Origin of the sequence: Shewanella sp. 5_MG-2023 (genome assembly GCF_030547465.1) — a bacterium.
Lineage (GTDB): Bacteria > Pseudomonadota > Gammaproteobacteria > Enterobacterales > Shewanellaceae > Shewanella.
Window position 1 is genome coordinate 120,788 of sequence record NZ_JAUORC010000007.1, and the last position, 17,814, is coordinate 138,601.

Here is a 17,814-nt window from a genome sequence, read left to right on the forward strand (position 1 = left end):
AAGTAATATTAATCAAAGCTGCAACTCATCACTTTGAGATAGTGATAGTGACGAAGCCATGATAATAAGCCCTGCCAGCACAAATGCGCCATATTCCACCCTACGGGGTAATTTTGAACCCACAGAAATCCTTAAATCGTTTTAGATTAATGAAGGCATTATTTACTTTAAATTAAGCCGCTTCATTAATCGATGTAATTTACCTGCACTCAAGCCCAGCGGTTTGGCGATCGCAGTCAGTTTTTCACTATTAGCTAAATAACTTGCCAAGCTTGAGGTTAACCGCGGCATATGTGTTAACGAGTTCATGCAAACGTCTAATGCTAATATATACGCTTTAGGGGATTGCGCTGAATTTGAAGGGCAAGTAAAAGCGTATTTACAACCGACCTTAATTAGCGCTGCTGCATTAGGGAAAACATTATTGGGAGAAGCAACCAAGGTGACACTGCTAAATATGATGGTCAAGGTTAAAACCCCTAATTACCCCATTCAAATAGGTGGTAAAACCGACTCTAGTTCAGTATCACGTTGGAATCTTGATGTTCAATCTCAAGGCATTGTCGCCAAAGGCTATGACAGCGCTGATAACATGGTGGGATTTGTGGTGACTCAAGATTGTACTCAACAAGCATTCTCTTTGTTAAGACAACTCTAAAAACCTTAATTTAATAGCTTCACCAACACTAAACAACAAAGCAGAACAGTAATTAGTTCTGCTTTTTTATTTGGACGATTAAATCACTCCAACATTAAGGTAAAATCAAGGTAGCTTTGACCTTGCATGGCCAAAACCTATCTTAAGCCGAGCACTGGAATGACTGGTTTTTATATTAATGCTTTAATCAGACGATTCTTTCTATGCATTTCAAAGGTTAATTTTAATCCACAACTTGCCTGTTTCACATATTCTAGCGACAATACAGTATGAGTTTATGGCCTTTATAAGCATCCTATAATTGTTATTTAAATCTTTTCAATATTGCGTTGTCGCCTTTGCTGCCATTGTCATGATGGTACCTAATTTCGCTTGGGCAAAAGATAACTGGTTAACGGTCAAGGTAACGGGCGCATCAGGACGGTTAACCAAAAATATCCAAGCGCATTTAGGCAATAACCCTGATTCTGAAGTACAACGCAGAGCCTATTTATTTACTGTAGAAGACAATGTTAACGCCGCGCTGGAATCCATCGGCCATTATCACGCAAAAGTATCGATTAACGTTGAAGAAGCGACCAAGGGCCCCTGGAAACTTAACATCGATATCGATGAAGGTGCGCCTACCATTGTTCAGTGGATAGACATTAAATTCAGTGAGCAAATGATTGAAGATAACAGCTTTAATCGTTGGCTTGATCAGTTAACTATCAAACCTGGTGATGTGTTAGATCACGGCGTATACCAAGAGTTAAAAAATCAGCTGGTTACATTAGCTATGGCCAGAGGCTACTTCGATGGAAAATTCTCACGGGCTGAAGTGGTGGTTAATCGGGATGTGAATACCGCTAAAATCCACTTGCATTATGACTCAGGTAGACGCTATCAACTGGGTAACGTCGAGTTTCATGGTCATACTCTCAATGATGAGTTAATGAAAAAACTCATCCCGTTTAAACCCAATTCAAATTATTCAACCCGGCGGTTAAATCGATTGAACCGCAACCTTATCGATACTGGCTACTTTAGTAATATCAAAGTGTTACCACAAGTTGATGCCATGACCGACGTCGATGTCCCCATCAGAGTTGACTTAAGCCCAAGACCAACACACTCATTTGAATTAGGTTTGGGTGCCGATATTGGTACCAATGCCGAAAAAACCATTGAGCCAAGGGTCAGGCTCACTTGGCGGATGCCGCAAATTAACAGCTATGGCCATACTCAAGAAACTACTATGGAATGGTCACCTGACAGGCCTAAGTTTTTAACCACCTATACTATTCCGTTAAAGCACCCGTTAGATGATCAGCTACAATTTAAGATTGGATTACTGCGAGATAAATATGGCGTTACCCAAGATTATAATGAAGAAGATAGAAGCTACGATTACACTGGCCAGCTAGAGTCAGAGAAACGTTTACTCGGGGTGATCAGACAACAAACCCTAGCCGACCAATGGCTATTTGGTTATTCACTTGAATATAGCCAAGAGCTTTATAATCAATCCAATATTGATTACGATTCAAAATTCCTTCTTGCAGGCTTTGGTATTGGCAAAACCGTTCGCGGCGATAACACCTTAGACCCCAAGTCGGGCTACCGTCATATTTACAGTATGCAATATGGTGACCCTAATTTAGGCTCTGAAATTCGACTGTTAAAATTTGAAGCTAACTTTAAATGGATTGATACCTTTTTCGAGCGGCATCGTTTTGTAGCCCGACTCGACTTAGGCGCCAACATTGCTGATAGTGACGATATCGCCCAAATATCACCTTCGCTACGTTATTTTACCGGTGGCGATCAGAGTATTCGCGGTTATGGCTACCAAGAGCTAGGGCCATTCATTGAATACACCAACGAAGACGGTAGCACGTCACGTCAGGTTGTCGGCGGTCGTTATTTGATGGTGGGCAGTTTAGAGTATCAATTTTATTTAACTGACACATGGCGACTTGCCAGCTTTGTGGATGCGGGTAACGCTTTTGATACAGAAACATTTGAACCTATTGCCTCCGTCGGCGGCGGCGTTCACTGGATCTCTCCTATCGGGCCCATTAGATTCGATTTAGGTGTCGGCTTGAAAGAAACAGAAACGGTCGATAGATCTTGGCGAATTCATTTAACCATGGGGACGGATTTGTAATGACAGAAAAATCCAAGCTACCCCAGCATCATAACGACCATGAAGCCCATGACGCTACACCACTAGATAAAGTGCCAGCAAAGCCGCCATTAACGCTTTGGGCGCGATTATGGAAATACTTCAAACATACCACTCGAGTGATTATCTATATTCCACTGCTGATTTTAATTTTGCTAGCAGTGCTCATTGGCACGCCTTTCGGCGCACGTATGTCAGTGATGTTAGCCAATCAATTTGTGCCTAATCTCGCATTAGACTTACGCTCTGGCACCATCAATAAGCAACTCGAATTTAACCATGCAAGCTGGTCAATGGATGGCGTAGCGGTAGAGGTTGATGACTTAAGCTTATCTTGGCTGCCAACCTGTTTGTTTAACAAGCAAATTTGTGTCGATAAGTTACACGCAAGTGGCGTGCGGGTACGAGTAGCTACTGATGAGTTTGCCGATGATGTGCCTAGTGAAAGTACCGTTGCAAACGCTCGAACAACTCAAGCTGCATTAGCAGATAATCAGCCAGCTAACACTGATAAAACTAATGAAAGTAAAGATGAAGTACCTGAACCGCTGATTTTACCTGTAGTTATTGGCCTTAACGAATTAGACTTAAACTCAGTTGAGGTCAGCGTAAATGACATGCGCTATAACGCCAGCCGCTTGCAAGGCAAAGCACTATGGAATAGCAAAGGCTTAAGAGTTAATTACCTTTATAGTGACGGTTTGCTGGTTGATATTCCTCTTGCCAGTGATGATGTTGCAGCGCCGAACAATACCACTGAGGTAAATGACGACTGGGCTATGGCAGCATTACCAGTGGTTTATATGTCATTCCCTATTTACCTTGAACAACTGATTAGTAATAACAGCGTGATGGTCTTGGGAGCAAGAACCGATGATTTCGCAAAAATAACCTTAGCAGGCAGCTATGTTGATGACTTAATTGATGTGCAGCAATTAGCCATCACTCATGATTACGGTGAGGCAACATTAGAAGGCGATATCCGTTTAAATCACGATTACCCAATGAATATTAACGCCGATTTTAGCCTTAACAATGTGGCCGAAATTCCTGAATTAACCCAGCAAAAAATCAAACTCAGTGCACACAACGGCTTTGATGATTTAGCCGTTACCCTTGCCGCTGAAGGTGACTTTACCATTAATTTTGACTCAAATATCACTTTGAGTAAGCCCGAAATGCCTTATCGAATTGATATAAGCAAAGCCCAAATTCAGTGGCCTTTGATTAAGCCTGACTATGTCACTGATATCAAAACATTATCAAGTACCGGTGACTTCAACCAACAACATGTTGTCCTTGATGGGCAATTCCTCAGCCCCTATCACCCGCAGCTTGAAGTTAATAGCGCAATGCAGCTATCACATACCAATGTGGATATTGCAGATATTGTCATTAGCTCAGATGCGGGGGATATCGCAGGTCAAGCGAGTCTTGATTGGGGCAATGATTTTAGCTGGCAAGCCAAACTCGACACCACTGATTTACAGCTAGAAAAAATCGATTATCTTTATGAACTCACCGAGCTTAGCAGCCACATCAGTGGGATATTAACCACCACAGGTAAGGTTTCTGATACTAGCTGGGAAGTAAATATTGTAGACAGTGATTTAAGCGGCAGTTTAAATCAGTACCCTCTTAGCGTTAAAGGTCAGGTACAATTTGATAATAACTTCGCCATCAATGCCAAAGACCTACAAGCACAAGCCCTCGGCACAACCCTACTTATCAATGGTCAAGCAGATACAGTATGGGATGTAGATGCATTACTTGATGTACCTGACATCAGCCAGTGGCTACCAGATAGTAAAGGGTCAATTACCGCAAAAATCGATGTCACTGGCGATGCCAAACAACCTATCGTTGATATTAACGGCCAAGTGGCCGATTTTGATTTTGCCGATATGAAGCTCGACAGACTGACATTAACGGGTCACTACTTACCGTTAAATGAGCATCAATTTAGCGTGAATCTCGCCAGTACTGCTTTTAGCTGGAGCGAACTGGACTTAACTGACGTAGAGCTAATCGCCTCAGGAGATCTTGGCCAGCAAACATTGCAACTGTCTACGGGTGGAGAGCTAGCCATTAACACCCAATTGAGCAATATATACACGGCAGATAAACAACGCTTTGATACTGAAGTTAACGCCTTATCCTTAACCAATATGCTCGGAGATTGGCAGTTAGATAAGCCCATCACGATCGTTTGGGATCAACTCAATCAACTTGGCAGCGCCAGTCCTTTTTGCATTAATCACCCCAGCAATAGCCTGTGCCTGATTGAACCTGCAAATTTTGGTACCCAAGGGGATATTCATATTCTTGCACAAGGCACACCTGGCCGCCTACTGCAGCCAATATTACCCGAACGCTTGGTATGGATTGGTGACTCTAGCCTTGATGCCAAACTGAATTGGTCTGAGGTTGAAAAGTTACAAGCAGATGTTGATTTAACCTTATCTGAGGGCAAATTAGAATTAAAGCGCTCAGAGAATGATCGCATCGATATCATTTACGACTTAGTTAACTTACATGTCACATTAGATGAGCAGCAACTAACGGGTCAATTATCAGTGCAAGCAGATAGCATCTCAGATATCAGCAGCCAAGTTAACATCAGCACCCAGCCTTCAAGAGAGCTATCAGGGCATATCAATATTGACGAGTTAGATTTAACTGGCTTACAGGGCTTCTTCCCTGAGCTGGCGACATTACAAGGACTGTTTTCCACTGATTTAACCTTATTAGGCACTTTAAATGAGCCTGAAGTCGGTGGCAAAATGACACTATCAAAAGCAGCTATTGCCACTACAAACAACCCGACTTTGATTGAAAATATCAATTTAATAATGGAGCTCGCTGGCCAACAAGGTAATGTAACAGGCGATTTAACCATGGGGAAAGGCCAGGCAAATATCAATGGTAAGTTGGCTTGGCCAGAGGGTAACTTTAATGGTGAAATTGATATAAAAGGTAAAAAGCTCGCCTTTATTCAGCCCCCTATCGCAATATTGGATATTACTCCTGATGTAAAAATTAACTTTAGTAAAAATCAGCTGGCGATCACGGGCACTGTCGATATTCCTAGCGGGGAAATTACATTAGTTCAACTAGCTGAGGGTGGTGTAGCGATATCTAGCGATGTGGTATTTAAAGACTCGATTTCAGAACAAGAAGAAAAAGTCAGCCCTTACGCTATCGTCGCCGATCTCAATATTAATGTGGGCAAGAACCTTAACATTGATGGCATGGGCTTAAACGGCAAGTTAGAAGGAACATTATTGCTACAGCAACAAGCCTTCAAACCACCGCTGTTATTTGGTGATATTAAAGTGAATAATGGCAGTTATAAATTTATGGGGCAAACCCTAACCATCAGTACTGGTGAAGTGCAGTTTGTTGGCCCAAGCTCAGTACCCAACTTAAATATTGAAGCAGTAAAAGAAATCAAAGATGAAGATCTCACCGCAGGCGTGAGAGTCACAGGCACAGCCATGCAGCCAGTAGTGACCTTGTTTTCAAACCCTGCCAAAGAGCAAGCCGAAATTCTATCCTACATAGTCACCGGCACAGGCTTTGCGAACTCTGGTAATGATCAAAATAATGCTTTAATGATGAGCGCGGCGTTAAGCTTAGGCTCACAGTTTGGCGGCGGCGCAATGAACAACATTGGCTCAACAGCGACGGGCTTAATTGAAAAAATGGGCTTTTCTAATGTACAACTTGATGCCAACGATGAAGGACGCTTTGCCATTAGCGGTTATATTGGCGAAGACTTGATGGTGAAATACGGTATTGGTGTTTTTAACCCCGGCTATGAAATGACGGTAAGGTATTATATTTTTTCACAGCTTTACCTAGAAACCGTATCAGGCAACTTAAATCAATCCTTAGATATTTACTATAGCTTTGATATTGATTAAGCGTTATAAACCAAATTTTAGTCACAAAAAAAGCGCCTTAAGGCGCTTTTTTCATTCAAATTAGCAATTAAGCAAATTTGAAATCGATGTGTTCGATAAGCATTTTGTACGCGTGACGCTGTACAGCTTGTGCACGAACTTTAATTTCTTTGCCATCGATTACGATAGTTAACTCGCTTGTGTAGAAATCTTCATTCAACTGTTGGTTGATGATATCTTTTTGAGCGAATTTGATAGAAATAGGCTCTTTACCTGGACCGTAGATTACAGCAGGAACTAAATTCGCATGACGTAGGCGGCGGCTCGAACCTTTCCCGATTTCAGTACGGATTTCAGCATTGATAGTATAAGACATGTAATTCTCACTTATATAAAATAATTTTTGTTGTTATTTTCGACCAATAACAACTCGTGCTCGTTATAAAACTAAGCGCGCGGATTCTAACACAGCTAAATAGCGTCAACAAGCATCACGCCGGTATTTTATCCACATGAACTAACTATATAGCCTTTAAATCATGCTAAATATCAGGCCGTGGGTTTTACCAGCTTCTTACCGGGCCAGTATCAAGGTGAATAAAACCAGAACGAGGGTAATAACCAACCCCGCCCATTTTTAACGACATTGCTGCATCACGTAAGGTTTTAAGAGCAATGCCGGGTATGGCTAAATCCATTGCCATTCCCTTCATATGATAACTTTTCTTGGCAACACCATTACTGTTGGCCGCTAACATATTATTGGTGATCGGAGAGCGATAACCAGAAATCACATGAATTTCATCTGAGTTATTCAGTGTCTGTTGAAGCTTATACAGGATTTCATATAAACGCTTATCCATCGGCGCCGCTTGGTTTTGTCTATGGTCACGTAATACATTGCTAAAAAGCGTTAAAGTATCACTGCTATATTCACCATCAACCCAAAAACTGCCTTGCCCGCGCTCACCAGTATGACGGTTGTAAAAGCTCAGATCACGCTGCCCTATTGTAGATCGGCTTGCTTGAGCGGAATTAGAAAACATTGAAGCGACAGCCACCCCACTAATTCCAAGGATTAACTGCCTACGCGAAGGACAAACTAACGACATTAACTCACCACTTTTTAAAAATTCAAACTGTGCACTTTTTGCACAAACGAGGATGAATTTAAAGCTTATGGCAAACAATAGCAACTCTAAAAGAACATAAGTTATGTATAAATCATGTGCAGTTTAGCAACTTCTAATAAGGTCAGGCACTTAACGTGACGTCAACTGTAATGGGCTTGCTGCATTATTTGCCACTACTGTTTTATCTGTGTTATTTAAATGATAAATATCATTTCGATATTGGGCCAAGTTATCTTCACCAACCCAAGCATTCCAATACACTATATGCACAGGAATGGTCTGTGACAGCGAAAACCATTGAGTATTTTTTTGATTAGACTGCATACGCGCCCAAGTGCGTTTATCTATTACCACATTATCCGCGAACCACTCAGCCAATTGCTGCACTTTTTCAATGCGAATACAGCCCGATGAAAGCGCTCGATTTGCCTTATTAAAAAGCCATTTATCTGGTGTGTCATGTAAGTATATATTCAGATCATTTTTAAAATGAAATTTATAACGCCCCAACGCATTAATTTCCCCGGGTCGCTGCACCAAACGATATGGAAAGGCTGCAGTTGCGGCCATTTGCCATTCATCAGCGGTTTTATCAATTTTAATCCCAGCTCGATCAAAAACATCAAATTGTCGATCGCGAAAATAATCACCATCTTTAGCCACTTTAGGCAAGATATCCCGTCGTAACAGCTTTTTAGGTACTGTCCAAGTAGGATTAATGACCACATTGGATATTTGTCCTGACATCACAGGGGTTCTTCGATAGGCCTTGCCGACAATTACTCGAGAGGTCATGGCGATTTGACTATCATTGACTAGCACCATTTCAAAGGCGGGAATATTTACCAATAAATAACGCTCTGACAGTTGATGTTGATAACTGGTTTTAGCCACAAAATTACTGGCAAGTAATATGGCGCGCTGTTTAGGTGTTTGGTTTAACCAATGTAAGGTATTGGGACCAATAACAGCATCGGCTTTTAAGCCATGACGCTGCTGAAATGACACCACCGCGTTCGCTATAGTGTCATCATAAATATGTTGCGCTTCTGAACGAGATGATAAGTCCCCAAGTAACCATAAACGCTGTGAAATAGCACTGATAGTCTGATGACTATCGCCAGGCCGTAAAAAACCGCCGGGGACAATTGGCTGCCATTCATGGCGGTTATCAAGCCACATTAATCGTCTAATATGGTTAAGAACTCTCAAGTAATCATCTACCGGAGGCTCTAAAGAAAAAACTTTGTTTTGAAGTGAAGCGTTGGAAGCCAGATTGTGATACTGCAGTTCAACAGACTTATCAGCCCAAAACCTATCAACTTCATTTTGTATTGTGTCGATATATTCAAGCTTTTCAGCCTCTGTACCCTGGCGCAGAATCGTTAAATATGCTTGCCATTGAACACTGGAGTCAGTCAACGAAATCAATAATACATGTTGCGCAAGGGTGTTATAAACCGCATCCGAAGCCGCAATCTTAGTCATTGGCGTAAAATACAAGAATAATATCACTGCAAAAGTTAACGCAACTCGATGAAAACAGCATCTCACCATGAATTATCCTCCTAAATACTGACTACGAGCTTTTGAGTATGGCAAAGAAATACCATCCTTGTGTTACATAAAATATGACACTGTTAAAAGATAATACGAAAGTTGGAGATAGATAGCGGATTTAGCGCAGCAATTCGACAGTGGTAGAGCTGTGATAAGTCGAGTTCTGTTAAACGATGGGCATAACTGCTATAAACAAACTCCGCAATACTTATTACGTTAATTTCACAGCAGTTAATATGAATAAAAAACAACTCATGCAAGTGATGGCCTCGGACATCGGTATCTCACAATCTCAAGCGAAAATTCAAATCGATCAAATTGTTTCTCAGATCCATAAAGCACTTACCGAAGGTGAAAAAGTTTACATTCCGCAATTTGGCACATTTGAATTACGCTACCATTTAGCGAAAAATGGCTACAACCCACAAACCGGTGAAGCAATGGAAATTCCAGGATTTAACCAACCAAGCTTTAAAGCTGCGCCTGGATTGAAAAAACTCATCAATCAGTAATAAAGCCATAATCCCATTTCAAAGGCCTTGTTTTACTAGTAATAGCAGCAAGGCTTTTACCAATAACTACACCATTTCATAATCATCTTCTAAACTTAAAGTCAAAGTCACCTTACCCAGCGCTCAACCATGAACCTTAACCATGCTGTGATAAGTGTTGTTCTACTGCTATGCACTTTTATTCCATTACAGGAAACCTCAGCCTCCTACGAGAGCTTTGAGCTATCAACAACAGCAAAAATTATTGTTGTTGGTGACATCCATGGCGACTATGGTGAATTTGAAACATTAATTCGTGCAGCAGGCATTATCGATGACCAACTGAACTGGCAAGCTGGCGACACTCAGCTAGTCAGTGTAGGCGATCTGCTGGATAGAGGCCCTGACTCCCGCAAAGTAATGGACTTGTTTATGCGTTTAGAGCAACAGGCCACCGCAGCAGGAGGCGCAGTACATCTTGTGTTGGGTAATCATGAATTGATGAACCTTATCCGTGAACTTAACTACGTACCCACTGATGAATATAAACACTACCTGGATGATGAATCTGCGGACGTACGCGAAAATTACTGGCAGCAATACCTTTCATATGCAACTGAAACCAGTGCCGGAATGAGTCAGCAATCGCTATTATCGACCTTTAACACTGAATACCCTCCCGGCTACTTTGGCCATATGCAGCTCTTTTCTACCAAGGGTAAATATGGCCGTTGGCTGTTGAGCAAGCCCAGTATATTAAAGATCAATGAGGTGCTATTTCTCCATGGTGGACTTTCTGCCAAGTTCCCTCTGTCAACCTTAGCCGAAGTAAACAACGAATCAGCAACAGTAATACATGATTACATGGAAGCTTTTGAGCAATTAAAACTCCAAGGCGCATTAAGTCACCTTGATGATTTCTTTAGTCGCCAAGAAAAAATAGCACGGCGGTTACTATCTGCAGGCTCTGACGAACATAAATCCTTGTACCAAAGCTTTGTTAATCTCAGCCAGTCTTTTTACCTCGATGGAGAAAGTCAATTCTGGTATAGAGGCTCAGCTCTTTGCCATCCAATCTTTGAGGAAGAGATACTTGATCGCGTTTTGCAACACTATAAGGCCAAACAATTGGTGATTGGTCACACAACCACGAGTAGCCGCGTTTTTGAAAGCAGAATGAAGGGCAAGGTGATCAATACTGACACTGGACTGTACCGAAAATATTATCAGGGCAATCCAATGTTATTAGCCATTAACAAAGATGAACTTCAACAATTTGATGGTAATCAATGGCGTCCTTTTGAGGTTGACGATGGTCAATACCGTGAGATTTACCAAGGCCACAGCTATCAGGACTGGGAACAGTTATTAACACAGGCAATTATCACTAAACTTGAGCCTATAGGGACTGGTGTGACACAGTCGAAAAAAGCTTATTTGGAACATAACGGACTGCGTTTCAAAGCTATTTTTAAAACTGAAAATATCATCCCCAGAAATGCCTCTAAAGATAAATATCGCAATACCGACAGTTATAAATACGAAATAGCAGCGTACAGGATAGCCCGTCACCTTGGATTGAATATGATCCCGCCAACGGTACTTCGAACCATCAAAAATAAACAGGGCTCGCTACAATTGTGGATAGATGACACTTTTAACGAAAAAAATCGCATCGAGGATGAACGTTATCCAAGCGAGTATTGCGTTCTGTCATACCAAGCCAGCCTGATGAATATGTTTGATATTTTAATTTTCAATGTAGATAGAACCCAAAGCAATATTCTCTATACAGAAGCGGATTGGATGATGTGGATGATAGACCACTCTCGAAGCTTTAGAACTGGCAAACACGCACCAAAATATTTAAAGGCGGCACGTTTGCGTCACTCGCTAAAAATTGAACATCAATTAAAAAACTTAGACTATCAAAGCCTAGATAAACTCACTAATGGCCTACTCAAGAGAAAACAAATCAAGGCGTTACTCAAACGTCGTGATCTGTTATTAAAAAAGCTGGCAGAACATGAGTAAAAATCCTCATTAACTACGCTCGCTACCTTAAGCCGCTTAAGTGATTTATGCCATACCTGTCAGTAATTCCGTGTTTATTTTCAATATAAGAGCTTAAGCAAAAGCGCTGTACTAGCCCATAAACGCCAAATACTCTAATTAAGATAAAGAGTTAACCAAACTCATAGAGAGGATAACAGGCAAGATACTGATATTGACTTAAATGATTGTAGATTTACTGAGGCTGTAACCAAGAGATTGTAAGCCCCTGTAAATAGCGCTATATTACAGCGGGTTTGACATGTCATCTTTTAAGCCGTCTTCGAACTTAATCGCTTAACCTTCACCAAACCCGATGCCAAAGCCCCGAGCTGTAATATTCTTCATCAGTCATGCCACTCTTTCGCTGCTGCTCCTCAAAATGTTGTTTTACTTTTTGAAAGCGATGCTCAATAGATTCCAATCTGAGGTGAGCTAATTGTTGCTCAGATAGACCACTCGCTCGGAGTCTTTTTTCTAGTTCTTCAATTTTCCAATCTCTCATCCCTTGCATAAACTGCATGCTAATAGCATCTGACTTTAACTTACTTAGCTTACAAGTTCGGATGTCTAGCCGAGGCCCTCGATAAAAAGATCTAGAGTGATCGATGGCCCAAATTTTACCAAGATAAGCTTTTTTCCTGTCCGTCACTTCATTTGGGTCTTCAAATCTTTCATTCAGATCGACTAAAAGGTTGCCAGCATGCCTGTCAACATTGCCAATAATACAATCGAATGTTTTGATTTCTTTTATTTGGTGATTTTTATATTCGGCGGATCCCGGGTAAGGCAGGCTAAGAGCAGTTAAATCGTAAAGCACGACACTATTCTCTACCCATAATTGCAAACTGCCTTTTCTCAATTTTTTACTCGGTTTTAGCCCTTTTTTCCCTATTGGTATACTTCGAAGCACTGTCGCAGGAATAATATTAAGGCCAAGGTATTTTGAAATAATATATGCTGCTAATTCATTATAGTAGCTATCGTAATACATTAAACCAACGTTACCTCTAGCATAATCTTTTACTGTTTTATCTCGAAAGGCGGCACGTATCTGTACACTATTTTTGACTAAACCTACCCTGCGAATTTCCATAATACTTTCTTTTGTCGTGAACGCTTTAGCAACACTTTTAGAAAGATTAATATCGCCATCATTTAATAAGTCAAAGATAACCGTTTCATCTCGGATTAAAGGAACGGTTACAGCGTGAGACAAGAAAGCGACTAAATATATCGTCAGAAAAAAAGCCATCTTCAAATATTGCATATTGCGCTCCTTCTATTCAATCGATGAGATATCACGCTGGTAAAGTCTATTTTTAAGGGCGATGGATTTCACTTATATCGATATATTTAGGCTCTTTAAGCCACAGATAACAAATCCGTTTATGACAATGCAACTACTTAAAATTAGTTAGCGCTTAGCAAGACATCAGAATTAAAACAGGTATTAATCATGCTCATTGACCAATTGCTTATGCTTGCGAGCAAGGTTAAATGCCAATATTATCCAAAACAGGGAAAGCACCAGATTAACCGCCGCAAACTCATAATGATCAAGCTTGAATACTTTAAGGCCAATAAAGATGATCACCACATGAGCCAAATCTCCCAAACGCCAACAAAATGCATCGATCACAGTCTTCCCTTCAAAAATTTGTTGCTGATTTAAAGGCAGAAACAGTGCATGCCGGGCAGTATTTTGTAATGAATAATCTATGCTATTTTCAGCAATCTTTATTAGCTTAAATAGGGTGAATATAGGGATAAAAGTCGCTAGTCCATAGCCCACAAAAGCGACAAAGGGTAAAATTAGAATGGCACCATGTATATGGATCCACTGGAATATTCGAGAAACCAGTAATAGCTGAATTATCATGCTGAATAAGTTTACCCAAGTGTAAAAGTCACTGTAAAACTCACCTATAATCAGTTTGACATCGGCTCCCTGCTGCGCATGAATTTGCACCCATTTGGCCAGAATGTATTCTCCTGTAGTATTCACACAGTTGAGTAACACTACAAACCCAGCAATCACCAACAAGTAACGATTATTCAGTACGGTATCAAAACCTGCTTTGAATGAATGACCATGATAGCCACTCGGCTTTTTTTTTTAGATTTCAATCCTACTAATTTGGGCAACCACATCGTCGTGAACAGTAAAATTGCAGCGACTAGCATCAAGCCTTCAGCACCAACAAGCTTAAATAGATGTTTGCTAATTTGCGCACCTAATAATGATCCTAAAGATGCCCCTGCTGCAACAAAAGCAAACAAGCGTTTACCCTCATCTGGACTGTAAATATCTGCAGCATAGGCCCAGAACTGGGCAATTAACAGTACATTGATCACGCCCAGCCAAACGAAGAAAGGAATTGAAATAGGCACCTTAAACAAATAAAGTCCCCAAAATAGCAATAAACTCATTGCCACCGCTAAGGTTACTCTGGGCAATATTGCATTCGTTCCCTGAGTCCTGATCCAGCTAGCGTATAAAGGAACCAATATCATTAACACCAAAGCTTGAATCGCTATTGTGTAAGTGCGTATTTCAGCGGTGTGTTCAGAGAGGATGAGTGCTTCACGGATAGGCTTTAAAATGTAATACAGCAACAGTAGCAAACAGGCGTAAGCGGAGAGCATCAAGGTTGACTTACCTTCTCCCGGTTGCACATGAGTAAACAATCTCATTAAGCGTTCTAGGTAACTTAAGTCGTTCCTGCTGTTTGCTTCCATACCTGTAAATAATACCTTGTTTACTTTCAGGGTATCGAAAAGCTTAGCAGAGGCATGTGTACTGTCAAATATGTAAAGCTAAAGGCAACACTCATCCCAGCGACGTAAAGATATTGATTGAGAGGATTTTTTATCGTCTAAAAATCCGATATGGCTAATTGATTTAATACATTAATTTAGCAAGAACAATTCAAATAAGTCCGTCAACAATAGTCGATGAATCTGATTGATTTCGTCGTTTTAACACACCTGATACGGATCAGGATTTCAACACAAAGTTTCAATGTAACGCGGCTAAATTTAGCTGTGTTCACTCGTGGTACTCGCCAGACTTGAACGAGCAAATATCACTATTTCACAAACTTCAGATACAAAAAGGTCAGACTTGAACCGGCACGCCCTATTTTAAAACGATGAGGGATTGTTATATCTTGTCATTCATTTAGCAAATTTCAGATACAAAAAAGCCTCAACTAATGTTGAGGCATTTTGGCACCATACTGACGTATATTTTTGATAATAAAACTGATGGTACCCGAGGCCGGACTTGAACCGGCACGCCCTATTTTAAAACGATGAGGGATTGTTATATCTTGTCATTCATTGAGCAAATTTCAGACACAAAAAAGCCCCGACTAATGTCGAGGCTTTTTTGCACCATACTTACGTATGTAATATGGTACCCGAGGCCAGACTTGAACTGGCACGCCTATTAAGCGAGGGATTTTAAATCCCTTGTGTCTACCGATTCCACCACTCGGGCAAACTTGTTGTAACTTGTCGAAACAAGCTACGGAATCTGTTTTCAATTGCTGCAATTGCTTGCTGCCGCTGAACTTGGTGCATACTTTACTGGTTTTTCAGAATGGATCAATAAAAAAATGAAACTTATTGTTCAAGTGCTGACTTTGCAATCAATTCGTCTAAAAACATAGCTAAATTAGCCCTTTCAATTAAATATTTCACTTAAGCATGCAAAATATTCTGCACTGTCGATTTTATTACTGGTAATAAATCTTCAGCAAACCATGGATTTTTTGCTAACCAAATATTGTTGCGAGGACTTGGATGAGGCAATGCAATGATGCCCGAAGGTAAATTACGCCAATGTTTAACAGTTTCTGTCAGCGTTTGTTGCCTGTTTGGCAAGTGATAGTCTTGAGCATACTTGCCTATAAGCAAAGTTAACTTCACATCAGTTAAGTGGTTAAGTAAGGGTTGCCGCCACGTTTGGGCGCACATTTTCATTGGCGCTAAATCACCGTTTTTCCCCTTACCGGGATAACAAAAGCCCATGGGTAAAATCGCAATCTGTTTAGGGTCGTAAAGGGTGTCTTTGTCGATGCCTAACCAATCTCGTAACCTGTCACCACTTTTATCATCAAACGGGATGCCAGACTTATGCACCGCAAGGCCTGGAGCTTGCCCAGCAATAAGAATACGCGCTAGCGGATCAATTTGAATCACTGGGTTAACGCCATGGGGCAACGCATGCAGGCAAAGCTGGCATTGACGTACTTGTGCAACTAACGACGTTAATGACGCTGCAGGCATAACGCTCCCCTATCCTGTTTATAAATTTAACTATCTGGGCCTAAATATAAGCGACGATTGTTAATCCAATAACTGCTGTTGAATGGTGGCTAATTGCTGCTGGATATGAATAAACTGAGGTCGCATCGCTACGTCAGCCTGCAAACAACTAGACACTATTTGGCTTAATTGGCTAATGATCTGACTATCTGCAGTTGCTAACCTTAGCTGGTTATTATCATGGCCTGTAAATTCATTAAAATGCCCCAATACGTCATCTAGCATATTACCTAATGCTCTGACTTCAATGGCTTGCATATACGCTGCTTGCTCTACTGCAAGCGCTGACAAGTCCGTTGCTGCGCCAAAATCACCAAATAGCATATTGGCATCACTATCAATCATGGTGTTGTGAGCGTATATATCGCCATGACTGACTTTATGTTGATGTAAATGGGCTAGCGCAGCTGCCATACTGCGCATAACGGTGACGATTTGCCTTAGGGATATATCCATGTCATCACAAAAGGTATCGCGAGTACAGGTTTCCAGTGACGGCGGTAAACCCAAGTTGTAATAACGCTGAGGAATGAGCTCCATGACTAAACCAAGATTGTCAGCATCAGCAATAAAGCCAAGTACGCCAATTAAATTAGGATGAAAGCCTGCTTGCAAACAGCAATGTAATTCATCTTTTGGGTAACCATCTGATGTCACCGCACCTCTGAATATTTTCACCGCTACGTCCAGTGCTGTGCCAGAGTCCTGCTGCCATTGTGCTTGATAAATCACCCCTGAAGCGCCTTGGCCTAATTGCTCCCCTAATGATAACTGCGCCATTGGCGTTAACGCACAACCACTATTAACAGCAGCGTCATCACTATTGATAACAGGCGCTGTTATAGGATTGCCACTAAATGCCAACCAAGCTAAATTGGGCAGTTTGAATAACCAATCTGGAATAACAGTCAATTCATTGGCTGAAATACGTAATAGCTCTAGTGATGTACATTGACTCATTGATGGCGGCAAATTGTTGAGCTTATTGCCTGCCATGGCAAACTTCTGTAGTCGATGTAGCTTGCCAATGGATTGAGGTAATTGCTCAATGTTATTGTCAGTGAGAATTAACCAGCGGGTATCAACAGGAAAACAATCTTCGGCAACTGTAGTTATTTGATTGGCTTTAAAACCGATCATTTCAAGCTTTGGGCATTTAGCAATGACATCTGGGATGTCAGTAAAACAATTAAACGATAGGAATAAAATTTTAAGCTGTTGCAACTGCTCAAACTCATCAGGTAGCGATGATAAACGGTTATTCGACAAATCAAGCACTTCAAGGGAATCAGCAAGCTTAATAATTTCCATGGGAAAACTGGTTAACCCTTCAGCTATCTGTAATCGTTTTATCTTGTTTTGGTGTAATTCACCAGACTGTAATTGAGCCAAAGTATGCAATGGAAATATCCTAAAATAAGCAGTAAGTCGCAATGGCGCTCATGATAAGCCAAACAGATAAACAAGTTAAGGCAAACCTCAGTAAACTGATTTACTATAACGCACAATAAAC

At 41.0% G+C, this 17,814-nt stretch carries 14 protein-coding genes and 1 tRNA gene; 5 read left to right on the plus strand and 10 right to left on the minus strand.

Features of this window, described 5'->3' with window-relative positions; genetic code table 11:
* Nucleotides 1–162: 162 nt before the first annotated feature.
* On the minus strand, nt 163–309 hold the full coding sequence (locus Q4557_RS05745; RefSeq protein ID WP_157936132.1) for a hypothetical protein: 147 nt from the start codon (nt 307–309) through the stop codon (nt 163–165).
* Here Q4557_RS05745 and Q4557_RS05750 point away from each other — a divergent pair.
* From Q4557_RS05750 to Q4557_RS05760, 3 genes are all read left to right on the plus strand, one after another.
* Nucleotides 308–658 (plus strand): hypothetical protein, encoded by a 351-nt coding sequence (locus Q4557_RS05750; protein WP_303411296.1) that lies wholly within the window; start codon nt 308–310, stop codon nt 656–658. The genes Q4557_RS05745 and Q4557_RS05750 overlap by 2 nt on opposite strands.
* A 352-nt stretch (nt 659–1,010) precedes the next feature.
* Nucleotides 1,011–2,807: an autotransporter assembly complex family protein gene (locus tag Q4557_RS05755; protein ID WP_303411349.1), complete on the plus strand. Its 1,797-nt coding sequence runs from the start codon at nt 1,011–1,013 to the stop codon at nt 2,805–2,807.
* Complete coding sequence (locus tag Q4557_RS05760) at nt 2,807–6,751, plus strand: translocation/assembly module TamB domain-containing protein (protein WP_303411298.1); 3,945 nt, start codon at nt 2,807–2,809, stop codon at nt 6,749–6,751. The genes Q4557_RS05755 and Q4557_RS05760 overlap by 1 nt, the downstream gene beginning before the upstream one ends.
* A 67-nt stretch (nt 6,752–6,818) precedes the next feature.
* On the opposite strand, the gene rplY is transcribed toward Q4557_RS05760, so the two are convergent.
* The 3 genes from rplY to Q4557_RS05775 form a co-directional block, all read right to left on the minus strand.
* Entirely contained in the window at nt 6,819–7,106 is a 288-nt protein-coding gene (gene rplY / locus Q4557_RS05765; protein ID WP_076539958.1) for a 50S ribosomal protein L25, read from the minus strand.
* Between the two features lie 187 nt (nt 7,107–7,293).
* Nucleotides 7,294–7,842, minus strand: coding sequence for a DUF882 domain-containing protein (locus Q4557_RS05770; protein ID WP_303411301.1), 549 nt, complete (start codon nt 7,840–7,842; stop codon nt 7,294–7,296).
* 150 nt (nt 7,843–7,992) lie between these two features.
* A complete protein-coding gene (locus Q4557_RS05775; protein ID WP_303411303.1) occupies nt 7,993–9,420 on the minus strand; it encodes a murein L,D-transpeptidase in 1,428 nt (475 codons plus the stop codon).
* Between the two features lie 239 nt (nt 9,421–9,659).
* Between Q4557_RS05775 and Q4557_RS05780 the strand changes: the two genes are divergently transcribed.
* Nucleotides 9,660–9,935 (plus strand): HU family DNA-binding protein, encoded by a 276-nt coding sequence (locus tag Q4557_RS05780; RefSeq protein WP_076539954.1) that lies wholly within the window; start codon nt 9,660–9,662, stop codon nt 9,933–9,935.
* A gap of 129 nt (nt 9,936–10,064) precedes the next feature.
* On the plus strand, nt 10,065–11,948 hold the full coding sequence (locus Q4557_RS05785; protein WP_303411305.1) for a metallophosphoesterase: 1,884 nt from the start codon (nt 10,065–10,067) through the stop codon (nt 11,946–11,948).
* Between the two features lie 322 nt (nt 11,949–12,270).
* Here Q4557_RS05785 and Q4557_RS05790 read toward each other — a convergent pair whose 3' ends face one another.
* From Q4557_RS05790 to Q4557_RS05815, 6 genes are all read right to left on the minus strand, one after another.
* On the minus strand, nt 12,271–13,236 hold the full coding sequence (locus tag Q4557_RS05790) for a hypothetical protein (RefSeq protein ID WP_102476062.1): 966 nt from the start codon (nt 13,234–13,236) through the stop codon (nt 12,271–12,273).
* 183 nt (nt 13,237–13,419) lie between these two features.
* Nucleotides 13,420–13,974, minus strand: a complete 555-nt coding sequence (locus Q4557_RS05795; protein WP_303411309.1) for an Npt1/Npt2 family nucleotide transporter — start codon at nt 13,972–13,974, stop codon at nt 13,420–13,422.
* 50 nt (nt 13,975–14,024) lie between these two features.
* The gene (locus tag Q4557_RS05800; RefSeq protein ID WP_303411311.1) at nt 14,025–14,708 is read right to left on the minus strand and encodes a hypothetical protein; all 684 of its coding nucleotides are present in this window, start codon (nt 14,706–14,708) and stop codon (nt 14,025–14,027) included.
* A gap of 677 nt (nt 14,709–15,385) precedes the next feature.
* A tRNA-Leu gene (locus Q4557_RS05805) sits at nt 15,386–15,471 on the minus strand.
* Nucleotides 15,472–15,674: 203 nt separating this feature from the next.
* On the minus strand, nt 15,675–16,262 hold the full coding sequence (locus Q4557_RS05810; RefSeq protein ID WP_303411313.1) for a uracil-DNA glycosylase family protein: 588 nt from the start codon (nt 16,260–16,262) through the stop codon (nt 15,675–15,677).
* Nucleotides 16,263–16,322: 60 nt separating this feature from the next.
* Nucleotides 16,323–17,702 carry a leucine-rich repeat-containing protein kinase family protein gene (locus Q4557_RS05815; RefSeq protein WP_102440274.1) on the minus strand — a complete coding sequence of 460 codons (1,380 nt, stop codon included), beginning with the start codon at nt 17,700–17,702 and terminating at the stop codon, nt 16,323–16,325.
* Nucleotides 17,703–17,814: the final 112 nt, after the last annotated feature.